Annotated in this window: 6 protein-coding genes; 3 read left to right on the forward strand and 3 right to left on the reverse strand. The window is 68.4% G+C overall.

What is annotated here, in order from left to right; genetic code table 11:
• Nucleotides 1-9 precede the first annotated feature (9 nt).
• The 3 genes from ACQY5G_RS01545 to ACQY5G_RS01555 all read right to left on the reverse strand — a co-directional run bounded on the left by ACQY5G_RS01545 (nt 10) and on the right by ACQY5G_RS01555 (nt 8,431).
• The gene (locus ACQY5G_RS01545) at nt 10-1,458 is read right to left on the reverse strand and encodes a DUF1501 domain-containing protein (protein ID WP_428278628.1); all 1,449 of its coding nucleotides are present in this window, start codon (nt 1,456-1,458) and stop codon (nt 10-12) included.
• A gap of 68 nt (nt 1,459-1,526) precedes the next feature.
• Nucleotides 1,527-5,087 (reverse strand): DUF1549 domain-containing protein, encoded by a 3,561-nt coding sequence (locus ACQY5G_RS01550; RefSeq protein ID WP_428276365.1) that lies wholly within the window; start codon nt 5,085-5,087, stop codon nt 1,527-1,529.
• 131 nt (nt 5,088-5,218) lie between these two features.
• On the reverse strand, nt 5,219-8,431 hold the full coding sequence (locus ACQY5G_RS01555; protein WP_428278629.1) for a leucine-rich repeat domain-containing protein: 3,213 nt from the start codon (nt 8,429-8,431) through the stop codon (nt 5,219-5,221).
• Nucleotides 8,432-8,647: 216 nt separating this feature from the next.
• On the opposite strand from ACQY5G_RS01555, the gene ACQY5G_RS01560 reads away from it, so the two are divergent.
• The 3 genes from ACQY5G_RS01560 to ACQY5G_RS01570 all read left to right on the forward strand — a co-directional run bounded on the left by ACQY5G_RS01560 (nt 8,648) and on the right by ACQY5G_RS01570 (nt 13,729).
• Entirely contained in the window at nt 8,648-10,981 is a 2,334-nt protein-coding gene (locus tag ACQY5G_RS01560; protein ID WP_428276367.1) for a response regulator, read from the forward strand.
• Nucleotides 10,982-11,238: 257 nt separating this feature from the next.
• On the forward strand, nt 11,239-12,450 hold the full coding sequence (locus ACQY5G_RS01565) for a transglycosylase SLT domain-containing protein (protein ID WP_428276369.1): 1,212 nt from the start codon (nt 11,239-11,241) through the stop codon (nt 12,448-12,450).
• A gap of 241 nt (nt 12,451-12,691) precedes the next feature.
• The gene (locus ACQY5G_RS01570) at nt 12,692-13,729 is read left to right on the forward strand and encodes a PAS domain S-box protein (protein ID WP_428276371.1); all 1,038 of its coding nucleotides are present in this window, start codon (nt 12,692-12,694) and stop codon (nt 13,727-13,729) included.
• Nucleotides 13,730-13,732 lie beyond the last annotated feature (3 nt).

Genomic DNA, 13,732 nt, shown 5'->3' on the forward strand with positions numbered 1-13,732 from the left:
CGCTATCCGTCAGGCGATGATGTCGTGGATCACCTGGCCGTGGACGTCGGTGAGGCGGAAGTCGCGGCCGCTGTAGCGGTAGGTGAGCTTCTCGTGGTCGATCCCCATCAGGTACAGGATCGTCGCGTGCAGGTCGTGGATGTGGACCGGGTTCTCGACCGCCTTGAAGCCGAAGTCGTCGGTGGCGCCGTACGTCGTGCCGCCCCTGATGCCGCCGCCGGCGAGCCAGATGCTGAACCCGAACGGGTTGTGGTCGCGCCCGTTCACGACGCGCCCGCCCGCGCCCCCGCCCCCCGTCTCCAGCACCGGCGTGCGCCCGAACTCCGTCCCGCACACGACCAGCGTCTCGTCGAACAGGCCGCGTGACTTCAGGTCCTTGATCACGGCGGCGAAGGGCTGATCGGAGTCCTTCGCGTTCTTGCGGTGCTGGAAGATGTCCGCGTGGGCGTCCCACGGATCGCCCTTCGCGTAGTAGACCTGCACGATGCGGACGCCCCGCTCGACGAGCCGCACGGCCATGAGGCACCCGCGCGCCGTGCTCCCGGGGCCGTACAGCCGCTGCGTCGCGTCGCTCTCGCTCCGGATGTCGAACACGTCCGGGGCCTCCGTCTGCATCCGGTAGGCCGTCTCCATCACCTGGATCGCGCCCTCGATCTGCGGATCCTGCTCCCGGAGGCGCTGCAGGTGCAGCCGGTTCAGTTCCTCGACCAGGTCCACCTCGCGGCGCTGGTCGTCCAGAGCCGTCCCCTCGCCGCGGATGTTGGGGATGAGGCGCTCCGGATCGAAGTCCTCCTCGATCCTCGGCACCTTGTCGGAGATGTAGGTGCCCTGGTGGATGGCGGGGAGGAACGCGTTGCTCCACAGCGGCGGGCCGACCACGGTCGGCTGGTCCGGGCACAGCACCACGAACCCGGGCAGATCCCGGTTCTCGCTCCCCAAGCCGTAGGTGAGCCACGATCCCAGCGAGGGACGCCCCGGCTGGATGTGCCCCGTATTCATCATCAGGAGCGACGGCTCGTGATTCGGGATGTCGGTGTACATCGAGCGGATCACGCAGATGTCGTCCGCGCACTCGCCCACGTGGGGGAAGAGTTCGCTCACCTCGAGTCCCGACTCGCCGTAGCGCCTGAAGCTGAAGGGCGACTTCATGAGCGCGCCCGTGCGGCGTTCCGTCTTGACCTCGCCGGTCGGGAGCGGCTGGCCGTGGTACTTCTCGAGCACGGGCTTGGGGTCGAAGGTGTCGACCTGCGACACGCCCCCGTTCATGAACAGGAAGATGACGTTCTTCGCCCTCGGCTTGAAGTCGGGCTTGGGCATCGGACTTCCGCTGGACGAGAGCACGCCGCTCGACGCCTCCAGCATCGAGTTCCCCACCAGACTCGCGAAGGCCATCATCCCGAAGCCGGCGCCCATCGTGCGCAGCGCCTCGCGCCGGGTGCGCGGCGCCCCGTGGACCATCCCGCAGCCGTGGTGGAAGTCCGGCTCGCTCATCGTCATCCCGTGAACCGCGTCATCCGTGCGCCTCGTCATCCGACGAACCTGAACTCTGCCGTGCTGAACAGCGCCCGGGCGTACTGGATCCAGGCCCGCATGGAGGCGCGGCGCTCGGCTTCCCTCGCTGCGTCGGCGGCTTCGGCCTCGTCGCCGGCCTCGGCACCGTCGCTCGCCTCGGCCTCGTCGCCGGCCTCGGCCTCCGCCTCGTCGTTGACCTCGGCCTCCTCGTTCGCCTCGGCCTCCTCGTCGACCGCGGCTTCGAGCTTCTCCATCTCCTCCGCGAGGAAGTCGGCGCGGCGCTCCTCCAGGAAGGCGAGGCCGGCGGCGATCTCCGGCTCGGTGGCCTCGCGTCCGTAGAGGAGCGGATACGCCGCCTCGATCATCTCCCGGTCGCGGAAGACGGGGGGAGTCTCGGAGGCCGGGCGCCCGTCCCCGCCGGCAGCCCCGTTCGCCGACCCGTTCCCTGCCCCGTTCGCGGACCCGTTTCCGTTGTCGGATTCGGCGGCGTCCTCGGCTACCGCTTCGGGAGCGTCCGCCTCTTCGACGAGGCGGTTCACGAACAGTTCCGCCTGCCGCCTCACGAAGGGGCTGTTCATGAAGTAGAGGCTCTGGGCCGGGACGTTCGTCGTGTAGCGGCGCTCGGCGGAGAGGCTCGGGTTCGGGAAGTCGAACGTCTGGAGGTACTCGTCGACCTGGAAGCGGCTCACGCGGCCGTAGATCGTGCGGCGGTTGTTCTCCTCGTCGTCGAGGGCGAGGGAGGGGCCGCCCACCTTCGGGTCGAGGTCGCCCGAGACCGCGAGGACCGCGTCGCGGATGCTCTCCGCTCCCAAGCGACGGCGGTCGTGGCGCCAGTAGTAGCGGTTCGCGCCGTCGATCTGCTCGTTGGCGGCGTGCCGCCCGCTGGCGCGCTGGTAGGCCGCCGTGAGCATGATGTCACGGTGCAACTGCTTGATCGACATCCCGCCCTCGGCGAAGCGCGCGGCCAGGTACTCGAGCAGGGCAGGGTTCGAGGGAGGATCCCCAAGGAAGCCGAAGTTGCTCGGCGAGTCGACGATCCCGGACCCCATGTGCCAGCGCCACACGCGGTTCACGATGACCCGCGCGGTGATGGGGTGGACGGCGATCGCCTCCGCCAGTTGCAGCCGGCCGCTCCCCTCGGTGAACGGCTCCTCCTCCGGGGCGAGCACTGTGAGGAACCCGCGCGGCACCGCCTCGCCAAGACTCGTGGGGCTGCCGCGGATGTGGAGGCTGATGTCGGTCAGATCCTCCGGCTCCTTGTCGCGCACGCCCATGGCGAAGGGGAGATCGGGGAGGTCGTCTTCCAGTTCCTCGATCCGCTCCCGCATGGCCGTCACGTGGTCCATCGCCACGCGGCCGAGCTGCCGCTCCAGACCCCAGCCTCGGAACCGGAGCAGGCCCGGCGCCGGGAAGAACGTGTCCAGTTCGTTGTCGAGATCGCGCCGGAAGATGTCCATGTAGAGGTTGAAGCGCTCGCGCTCCATCGTCTCGAGTTCGAGCTGGTGCTGGTCGAAGAAACTCTCGAAGCCGTTCGGCATCGGCGTCGACTTCACCTCCTCGAGCGGCGTGCCCTTGGCGATGATGCGCTGGTTCCGCTCCTCGAGCTTCTCCTGTTCTGTCACGACCTCGAGGACGAGGCGCTGGAAGCCCTCGGCCAGCTCGCGGGCCTCGGTTTCCTCCGCGTCGCCGCGGGCGATCATCGCCTGCCAGTCCTGCAGGTACGGATAGTGGCGGGGTGCCTTGCCGAGGAAGCGGATCCAGCGCTGGAGCGTCTCGAGATCGACCTTGGCTCGCGCGGCGGCCTGCTCGGGCGGGATCTGCGGCTTACCCGTGACTTGCCACGCGGCCATCATGTAGCGCGTCACCTGGAGCGAGAGGACGCGGGCGAGCTGCTCGCCCTCCGTGTTCAGATAGTCGCCGAGGCTCTTCCGGAGCCCCTTGATGAACTCCTGGTCCCGCTTCCAGGCCTCCGCCTCTTCCTCTTCGGCAATGGGATATTCGTAATAGTCGGAATTGTTGAATATCCCGGCGAGCGCATAGTAGTCGTGCGTCCTGATCGGGTCGTACTTGTGGTCGTGGCAGCGGGCGCAGCCCACGGTGAGACCGAGGAAGCCGCGCGTCGTGACGTCGACGCGGTCGTGGCGTTCGTCGGCGCGCGCCACGGCGGGATTTGCGATGTCGTAGTACCAGGGGCCGCCGCCGAGGAAACCGAGGCCGCCGATCGCCTTCGAACGCTCGGGTTCCTCGAGGAGGTCGCCCGCGAGTTGCGCCCGCACGAAGTCGTCCCACGGCATGTCGCGGTTGAACGCATCGACCACCCAGTCGCGCTGCACGTAGGCCGAGGGGTAGCGCTCGCGCCCGGAGCCGTCCCGGGCCAGCCCGCGCGTGTCGTCCTCGCCGTAGCGCGCCACGTCGAGCCAGTGGCGTCCCCAGCGCTCCCCGTAGTGGGGCGAGGCGAGGAGCCGGTCCACGACCTTCTCGAACGCGTCCGGCGCGGGGTCGCTGACGAACGCATCGACCTCCTCCGGCGTCGGGGGGAGGCCGGTGAGATCGAAGGTCGCGCGCCGGATCAGTTGGCGGCGGTCGGCCGGGGGCAGCGGATCGAGGCCCAGTTCGTCGAGCTTGGCGAGGATGAAGCGGTCGATGTCGGCGTGCGCCCCGTCGGCGCGGGGGCCGGCGGCGGCTCCGGGCTCGGCTTCGGATCCGGACTCGGGCGCGCGGCCGCGGCCGCCAGGCACCTCCGGGCGCGCGAGCGGCTGGAACGACCAGAACCCGCGCTCGGCCGCAGTGACCGCCCGCCGCGGAATCGCGAGCGGCGCGTCGACCTCGGCCCACTCGGCCCCGGCCTGGATCCAGTCGACGAAGCCCTGGATCTCGGCGCCCGCGAGTTGGGGGGCGTCCCGCGGCATCTGCAGGTCGTCTCGCTCGTGGCGGAGTGCGGCAATGATGAGACTCTGCTCGGGGTTGCCGGGGATGAGCGCCGGCCCGCGTGAGCCGCCTGCGAGCATCCCCTCGCGGGAATCCAGCCGGAGACCGCTGGGCGCCCCCTCGGCGTGGCAGGCGAAACAACTCCGTTCGAGCACCGGACGCACGAGGTCGACGAAGAGGCGGGCCCCCGGCGATAGACCCTCGTCCGCCGCAACGAGGATCGCTTCGCCGCCGCCCGTCCCCGCACCGTCACCCTCCGCGACGGCCACGGGCCACGGGGCGCCCATGGCGATCCACTCGACGAGGCCCGCTATCTGGTGCGCGCTGAGAGGATCCTCGTTCTGCGGCATCTCCTGACCCTCGATCTCGTGCCGCACGCTGCGGATGAGGAGGCTGGCTTCGGGATCGCCGGGAACGATGGCGGGGCCCGAGACGCCGCCCTCGAGGAGCGACTCGCGGGAGTCCATGCGGAGTTCGCCGCGGACGAGGCGCCCGTGGCAGGAGTAGCAGTGCTCGGCCAGCACCGGACGGACCCGCGTCTCGAAGAACTCCTCCGGGGACTGCGCGGCGGCGGGCGTCGGGGGCGCGAGCAGCGGCGCTCCCACCACCATCGCCACGGCGATCCGGAAACCGAGTCGGCGAATCATCGTGTCAACGCCCCTCCGTAATGGTTTGGGTTCGCGGGTATCGAGATCGGTCTGCCGGGGCTGGACAAAACAAAAGATAACCGGAACTCCCGGCCCGCCAAAGCGCGGGGCCACGTCGCGCCAGGCACATATCACCGCCGCCACGCTTCCGGGCCGGGCAGTCCGCTGCTGACCATCACCTCGAGCCCGGGCTCCGGCGCGAGGTCCTCCGCCGCGCTGCGGGCGAGCGGGCCGGCAGGCAGGTCGCGGAAGATGGCGCGTACCTGACCGGTCTGCGGATCGCGCAGGATCGCCATCGGCAACGCACTCCCCTCCCGGATCTCGACCGTGCCGCCCGGCCCGGAGAGTGTCAGGCTCACCAACTCCGACCATTCCTCCTGGACGGGCAGCGCGAAAGTGAACCCCTCGCCTCCATGACCGTCCGCGATCTCCGTCATCTCGAAGCTCAGCGAGAACAGTTCGCTTCCGTCGGCGCGCCTTCCGGTCATCGTGTATGGGCCGGGAGCATGTGGGAGGAACGGTGGCGCCTCTACCGGGAAGGCGGGATCCAGGCGGAGTGTTCCGTCCGCGGCCGCCCCTCCGGACACCATCAGGACCGGCACGCGAGCCGCCTGAACCTCGAGGTCGTCGTGGAGGCGGTAACGCAGGGCGTTCGCGAAGTAGTAGTCGCTGACCCACGTGGGGTCACAGTAGGTCATGAAGTCCCGCACGTCGGACCCTGGGTCCACGAGCGACCCATCGCGCGCGTCCCACCCCCAGCTGCCGATCCGCCCGTCATCGTACGGGTAGGTCGGATCCGCGTTCGCTTCGGTCCCTGAGCATTCCGCGTGGCGCAGGCTCATGTTATGCCCGAACTCGTGAGCCACCGTTTCCGGAATCAGTTTCGAGACCGAAGTCTTCGGGCTGTATTGGGCATATGCCAAGCTGTCGGGGTGGTGCGGGACGTACGCGATGCCGGCGGCAAAGGCAGTAGTCGGGATCAAGCCCGCCCAGTAGCCGATCCCCTCCTCCATCGTCCGAATCCGTCCGAGATCGGCCAGCAGGTCGTAGAGGTTGTTCGAGTTGACGGTCACGGGCTCATGCCGGGTGATCCGAATGTCTCCGACGGGCAAATACGTCCTCGTCTGCCAGAAGAAGTCGTCTTCCGGTTCGGCCGTGCTCACGAACGTTGCGGCAGCCTGGTCGTTGTCTCCGGTCCAGACGAAGGGAATCAGGGTCAGGAGCATTGGGGGCACGTCCCACACTTCCACCTTCATCCGTCCGCTCTCGGGGACGCGCTTCGACACTCCGAGACTCGAATCGAGCGTGCGGTCCGGATCGATCTCGACGACCATCTCCAGGCCGGGCTGGATCACCTCGGCCGGGATTTCGGCGTTCGCGGAAAGGTCGAGTTCTCCTTCGTGCACTTCCTTCGGAATCACGGACGAACCGGCGGGGATGTCCTCCACGTGTACTTCCGCCCCGTCCACGAGGAACATCGCCCGCACCGGCGGGATCATCGCTCCGGTCTCCTCTTCGGACGTCACGAACACGCGCAGGAGCGCCTCCTTTCCGGCGACCAGCGGGACGGGGAACTCGCGCGACTGCACGGCCTGAATGAGATAGACCTCGGCGTGGGACTCGACTCCGCACAACAGGATCCGGTACTTGGGAAGCGCCGATTGGAGCCAGGTACGGAAGGCGGGCGTTCGAGGCATGCATAGCCCGGTGTCTTCGGCGATCAGTTCGAAGAGGTTCTCCAGATCGGTCATTCTTTCGGGGAGGGGGCCGACCAGGCCGGGATTGCCCTGGAGCCACACCTGGTAGAGTGCGGTGGCGTCGCCCAGTTCGGGCGGAAGCGAACCGGAGAGCCGGTTGTTGTCCGCAATGAGGACCCTGAGGTTATCGAGCTTGCCGAACTCCGCCGGAACGGGGCCCTCGATCATGTTGTCGGAGATCCGAAGCGATTCGAGGCGGCCGAGTTGGCCCAGCGAACCGGGCAGCGGGCCCGACAGCTCATTCCCGTCGAGGAAGAGCTCGCGGAGGTTCGCGAGTCGTCCCAGGATCGCGGGCACGCCCCCGCTGATCCGGGTGTTCGTTATGCGAAGGGACCTAAGTCCGGTCAGGTTCCCGAACTCCGCCGGAATCGTCCCATCGAACCGGGCCTCGTAGAGCCGGAGCTCAGTGAGGCGTTTGAGGTTGCCCAGTTCCGGCGGGATAGGACCGGTCATCTGGTTCGCGCCTATCCTGAGCCAGACGAGGTTCACGAGCCTGCCGATCTCCGGCGGGATCTCTCCTCTCAAGTCGTTATCGTCGAGCCATAGCAACCGCAGTTCCGCGAGTTCCCCAATTCCCGGCGGAATCTCGCCGCCGAGCCGGTTGCTCTCCAGGCGCAAGTATCGCAGGTGCGGGAAATACCGGATCTCGGGCGGGATCTCACCCGAGAGGTTGTTGCCCGCAAGTTCGATCCTCGTGACCCGTCCCGTCGCCGAATCGACCGCGATGCCGTACCAGTCGTCGAGCGGCGCGCCCGTGAGCCAGTTATGGTTGCGGTGCCACCTCGGTCCGCCCATGGCTTCGTAGAGCTTCTCGAGGTCCGACCGTTCCTCGTTGCAGGCGAAGAACTCCCCGTCCCGCGTCGGAATCGCGTTCAGCCAGGCCTGGAACCCCTCGTCCCTCACCGTGCACAGCATCGTCCCGCCGTACCGAAACTGCTGAATGTTCCCCAGCGAGAGAGAGAACGGAATCCGGCCCGAAAGCTCCGGGTTGCCGCTTACGATCAACTCGGTGAGCGAGGCCATGTCGCCGAGATTATCGGGAAGCTGACCCCTCAGGTTGTTCTCGCTCAGGTCGAGCACCGTCACCCGGCCGCTCGCGTCCGCCGTCACGCCGTACCAGCTTCCCACCGGTTCGTCGGACGACCAGTTGGCATTTTCGGTCCAGTCGGCGCCGGACGTGCCGACGTAGAGATCCATCAGGATCGCGCGGTCCCGGCCCTGCACGACCACCGGCGCCGCGGTCGAGACGGGCCCGGAAGTCGCCGTCAGACGCGCGCTGCCCTCTCTGAAACCCGTCACAAGCCCCGTCGCGTCGATGCCGGCGACCGCAGGGTCGCTGCTCGTCCACGTCACCACGGCGCCGGAGATCGGCTGTGCCCGATCGTTCAGGACGGTCGCCTTCACGCGGATCGTGTCCCCCGCCACGACCGTGACCGTCTCCGGATCCAGCGTGATTCGCGCCGGCGCCGCCGCCGTCGGGGGCGGGGGTGGGGGTGGCCCGGGCCGCGGTCCCGACGTGTCGCCTCCGCCGCAGGAGAGAATCGTGAGGAGAGCACCGAGCGCCGCCACGATACAGCCCGCGCCCACACGGTCCAACGCCGGGCCCCATTCCCTCTTTGAGCCGCCTCGCGTGATTTGTCCTCGCTCGCGATCCATCCGGGTCTCTTCCGCACATCCTGGAGACAGGCATCAAATATAGCACGATTTTCATGGACAAAACGTGTACATCTGTGTTAGTTTAATGTTTAAAAGGTGTAATCGCGGGTCCCGGCGGATGCCGTACCGAGAACGGGGGAGAGACCATTGAACGATCTGCGCGAACTGAGGCGGGAGAACCGGTCGCTCAGGGACGGCTTCGAGCGGCTGAGCGGCACGGTGCTGCGCGTCAACTCGAGCCTGGACCTGGACACGGTGCTCCGGGAGGTGGTCGACAGCGCTCGCGCGCTGACCGGCGCCGGCAAGGGCGCGATCACGACGGTCGACGGACGCGGCCGGCTCGAGGACTTCGTGACCTCCGGCGCGTCGGCGGAGGAGGTCGGGGCGCTGCTGGCGTGGCCCGAGGGGCCGCGGCTCTTCGAGCACCTGCGCGACATCGAGCAGCCGTTCCAGCTTGCGGACCTCCCCGGCTACATCGAATCGCTCGGCTTCCCTCCGGGCCCGTGGCCGACGCGCACGATGGCAGGGGCCCCAATGCGCCACCGGGGCGAGCACGTCGGCACCTTTTTCGTGGGCGACAAGAAGAACGGCGAGTCGTTCACGCCGGAGGACGAAGAGATCCTGGTGCTGTTCGCCTCGCAGGCGGCTGCGGCGATCGTGAACGCGCGCACGCACCGCGAGGTCGAGCGGGCGCGCGCCGATCTCGAGGCGCTGATCGAGACCTCGCCGGTGGGCGTTGTGGTGCTGGAGGCCGGGAGCGGGCGGGTGGCGTCGGTGAACCGGGAGGCGCTGCGCATCGTCGAAGAGATCCGCACGCCGGGGTCCCCGCCCGAACAGCTGCTCGAGGTGCTGACGTGCCGCCTGCCGGACGGACGGCAGGTGTCGCTCGCGGAGCTTTCGTTGGCCGGTCTGCTCGAGGGCGCCGCTCCGATGCGGGCCGAGGAGGTCGAGCTGTCGGTGCCGGACGGGCGGAGCGTGCGGACCCTGCTCAACTTGACGCCGATCCGTTCCGGGGACGGAGAGGTCGTCTCGGTCGTTGCGACGCTGCAGGATCTGGCGCCGTTCGAGGAGTTCGAGCGGCAGCGGGCGGACTTCCTGAGGCTGGTGAGCCACGAGCTGCGTGCTCCGCTCGCGTCGATCAAGGGCTCGGCCGGGACGGTGCTCGAAGCCGCGCCGGCCGCCTCCAGGGCGGAGATGATCGAGTTCTTCCGCCTCATCGACGGGCAGGCGAACCACATGCGGGGCCTGGTCGCGAACCTGCTGGACGCGGGCAGCATCGAGGCGGGCACGCTCACCGTGGCGCCCGAGCCGACGAACGTGGCCTCGCTCGTGGACCTGGCCCGGACCACGTTTCTGAGTGGCGGCAGCCGGCACCCCGTGCTCGTCGAGCTTCCGCCCGGCCTGCCGCTCGCGATGGCCGACCGCGAACGCATCGTACAGGTGCTGAACAACCTCTTCGCCAACGCGGCGCGCCACGCGCCCGAGCCGTCGCCGATCCGCGTCGAGGCGATGCACGACGGCACCCATGTGGCGATCTCGGTCTCCGACGAGGGGAGCGGCATCCCGCCGGAGGAGCTCCCGCGCCTGTTCCGCAAGGCGCGTCCCGGCCTCCGGGGAGGCAGCGGGCTCGGGCTGGCGATCTCGAAGGGGCTCGTCGAGGCGCACGGCGGCCGCATCCGCGCCGAGAGCGCGGGGCCGGGGCTCGGCGCGCGTTTCACGTTCACGCTACCCGCGGCAGCCGACGAAGCCGCAGCATCAGGCGCGGGCGGGCCCGTGCGGTCGACACGCCGGCGCGGGCGCACGCGCGTGCTCGTGCTCGACGACGACCCGCTGATGCTGCGCTTCGTTCGCGACGCCATCGCCGCGGCGGGCTGGACCGCTCTGTCGACGGGCGATCCGCGGGAACTGGAACGCCTGATCGATTTCGAACGCCCGGATCTCGTTCTCCTCGACCTGGTTCTTCCCGGCATCGACGGCATCGAACTCATGAAGCGGATCCCCGAACTCGCCGAGCTGCCGGTGATCTTCATCTCGGGCTACGGCAACGACGAGACCATCGCGAAGGCGCTCGAACTCGGGGCGACCGACTACATCGTCAAGCCATTCTCACCGACCGAACTGGTGGCGCGGATCCGTGCGGCACTCCGGCGGCGGGACCGCCCCGAGGCCTTCGTGCTCGGCGACCTCCACATCCGCTACGACCAACGCCTCGTGACCATCGCGGGCCGCAAGGTCGAACTCACCGCCACCGAGTACGAGTTGCTGCGTGTACTCTCTCAGAACGCGGGGCGTGTCCTGACCTACGACCGGCTGCTGCGCACGGTGTGGGGGCAGCGCGGCGCGAACAACCCAGGCCCGGTGCGTACGTTCGTCAAGAAGCTGCGCCACAAGCTCGGCGACGACGCGGCCAGCCCCGCCTACATCCTCACCGAGCGCGCCGTCGGCTACCGCATGCCCGAGCCGAGGAGCAGCAGCCCGTGATCCGGGCCGCTTGGCGGCACGCCGGTCCGCGTTTCGTCAAGCGGGAAGGGCTCACTCGGTTTCGCGCACCTTCCCACACGGATCGATCAAGGGGGGATTTCCCCCTCATGCCGGGCTGGTTTTTTCGCCTCACGAATTGCCGGGTTTTTCCTCTATGAGTGCTGAAATGCGCTGCCGATATTGGAGGTGGTCAAGCTTGATCGCCGTTTCTGGAGCCGGTTGGAGGGGATGCTCACCATCTGCCGAGGGAGTTTCTCATGGACAAGTGGCTGATGCGTTTCGCCCTCGCCATCACCGCCGTGATTCTGGCCATGATGTCCGCCAAGGTGAACATCCGGGGCTCGGATTCCGTCGTGGCCCACACCTCTCTCCAGAGCGAGGATCGCGAGGCGCGGGCCGGGAGGTTCTGCGGTGACTGGGACGGTCGTCCGTGCAACGCCCATGTCGAGATCAGATCGCTATCGGCCCGTGACGGCGTGATCGAGGAGGAGGTCGCCCGGTGGCTGGCTCATTGGGGGACGGGGGAGCGGATTTCGGTGCGGCGCGGCCTGAAGCGAATGGGTAGGTACGAGGACTACATCGACGCCGAGTTGGCGGCGAGAAACCTGCCACGCTCGCTCCGCTACCTCCCGCTCATCGAGGCCGACTATTACCAATTGGCTGTTTCGCCGGCCGGGGCAGCCGGGCTCTGGCAACTGATGCCCGCTACCGCCCGGTGGCTTGGGCTCGAGGTCAACTCGCTCGTGGACCAGCGCCTTGACGTATACGCGTCCACCCAGGCCGCGCTGGACTACCTGGTTGCTCTCCATGACCGGTTCCAGTGCTGGTTTCTCGCTCTGGCGGCCTACAACGCGGGGCCGACGCGGATCGAGCGGGCCATCCGGCGGCACGGCGGAGCCCGGCCTCGCAACGATGCCCTGTTCGGGCATATCCGCGACCGGCTGCCCAAGGAGACCCGGGATTTCATACCCAAGTTCCTCGCAAGCGTTCGCCTGGCCGGCGATCTCTCGGTCGTCAGGCGGGCGGAACCCAAAAAGGAACCGCCGGAGCGCTTCGACGTCGTCCGTGTCGAGGGAGCGGCGTCGGCGGATGTCCTCGCTCAGGCCGCGGGCATCGCCGAGGACGAGATCAGGACTCTGAACCCACACCTCCGCATTGGCCTGGTCCCGGCGGGCAGGACGATACGGCTGCGCATCCCCTTCGGCGCGGGCGAAACGTTTCTCGCCCGCTTCGCCGGAATCCCGCCGGGGGAGCGCTCCACTCTGCGGGAACACACCGTCGCCGCGGGGGAAACCCTGGCGCGCATTGCTGGACTCTATGGTGTTCCGCTGGATGCTCTGAGCACGGTCAATCGAGACGTGGAGCCTCGGCGCATGCGGATCGGAACCGTTCTGGCGATTCCCCGTAGTCCAGGAGCTGTGACCGGCGGTTCCCGTATTGCAACGGATCCAGGAGCGCCGGGCTGGTGATGGGCTCGGCCTAGATGAAGGGCCGACGTTACCATTCCCCCCAGTTGAGTGGGCCGGGCTCGGGCATGCGGTAGCCCGCACACCGTGCATACATCCTATCGACACGAATACGGCGCAGTCTTACACGCACCGTCCACGAAAAACGTGCTAGATTTGATGAACCTCACTTTTTCAGGATGCGTGAGCGGCGTGTCCGAGATGCGACGCATCCTCTGCGCGAAACAGCGGCGAGGAATCGGGGTTGCTCAACCAGCGGGACTATACGGCCGTGTTCGAGGCGTCTCCGGACGCCATGCTGGTGGTGGACGCGGAGGGGGTGATCCGGGACTTGAACCGGCGGGCCGTCGAGATGTTCGGCTACGGTCGGGAGGAGATCGAGGGCTCGCCGGTGGAGCGGCTCGTACCCGAGGCCAGCCGCGGCCGGCACCAGCTTCACCGGGCCCGCTACGCGGAGGCGCCGCGTCCGCGCCCGATGGGCCAGGGGCTCGAGTTGCGGGCCCTGCGCAAGGACGGCGCGACGATTCCGGTCGAGATCAGCCTGAGCCCCTCGCGGCTGGGGTCGGGGCAGACGCACGTGATCTGCGCGGTTCGGGACATGACGGGCTGGAATCGCATGCGGCGCCTGTCGGGGCTGATGATCGCCGCCGCCGAGCAGGAGCGGAAGCATCTGTCGCGTGAGCTTCACGACGAGTTCCTCCAGTCGCTCGTTGCCCTGAAGATCCGGACGAAGCTGCTGGCCGACGAGAAGGACGACGGGGAGCGGGAGCGGGCGCGGGAGCGGATGGCCGGGGAGATCGCAGACGCGATCCGCGGGGTGAAGCGGATGATCCGGGGCCTGCTGCCTCCCGAACTGGACCGCCGGGGTCTTGCCTCCTCCATCACCTCCGCATTGCGGGACATCGAGGAGGTGTACGGAGTCACGGTCCACGCCAGCCTCGCCCGGGTGGGCGGCAAGGTGCAGGAGGCCACCGCGCTGGCGCTGTACCGGATCGTGCAGGAAGCCGTGATGAACGCGGTGAGGCACGCGGGCGTAAGCGAAGCCACCGTGACGCTTGAGGCGGCCGACGGGGTCGTCTCCGCGACCATCCGCGACGAGGGACGCGGATTCGCGCTGCCGGATCTCGATGCGTTGCCGGGCGATGACTGCATCGGCCTGACCGGGATGCGCGAGCGGGCGGCGCTCGCCGGAGGCCTCCTCGACATCCGAACCTCGCCGGGCATGGGAACCACGGTCCGGGCCTCCGTGCCGGTCGCGTCTCCGGAGGGTGAGCGCGATTGAGGG

The sequence above is a fragment of the Candidatus Palauibacter sp. genome (assembly GCF_965261555.1).
In the GTDB taxonomy this organism is placed as follows: Bacteria; Gemmatimonadota; Gemmatimonadetes; order Palauibacterales; family Palauibacteraceae; genus Palauibacter.

What these genes read in the sequence shown, in the direction of transcription:
- ACQY5G_RS01545 (WP_428278628.1), bottom strand. Translation starts at nt 1,458, where the DNA reads ATGGTCCACGGGGCGCCGCGCACCCGGCGCGAGGCGCTGCGCACGATG.
- ACQY5G_RS01550 (WP_428276365.1), bottom strand. Translation starts at nt 5,087, where the DNA reads ATGATTCGCCGACTCGGTTTCCGGATCGCCGTGGCGATGGTGGTGGGA.
- ACQY5G_RS01565 (WP_428276369.1), top strand. Translation starts at nt 11,239, where the DNA reads ATGGACAAGTGGCTGATGCGTTTCGCCCTCGCCATCACCGCCGTGATT.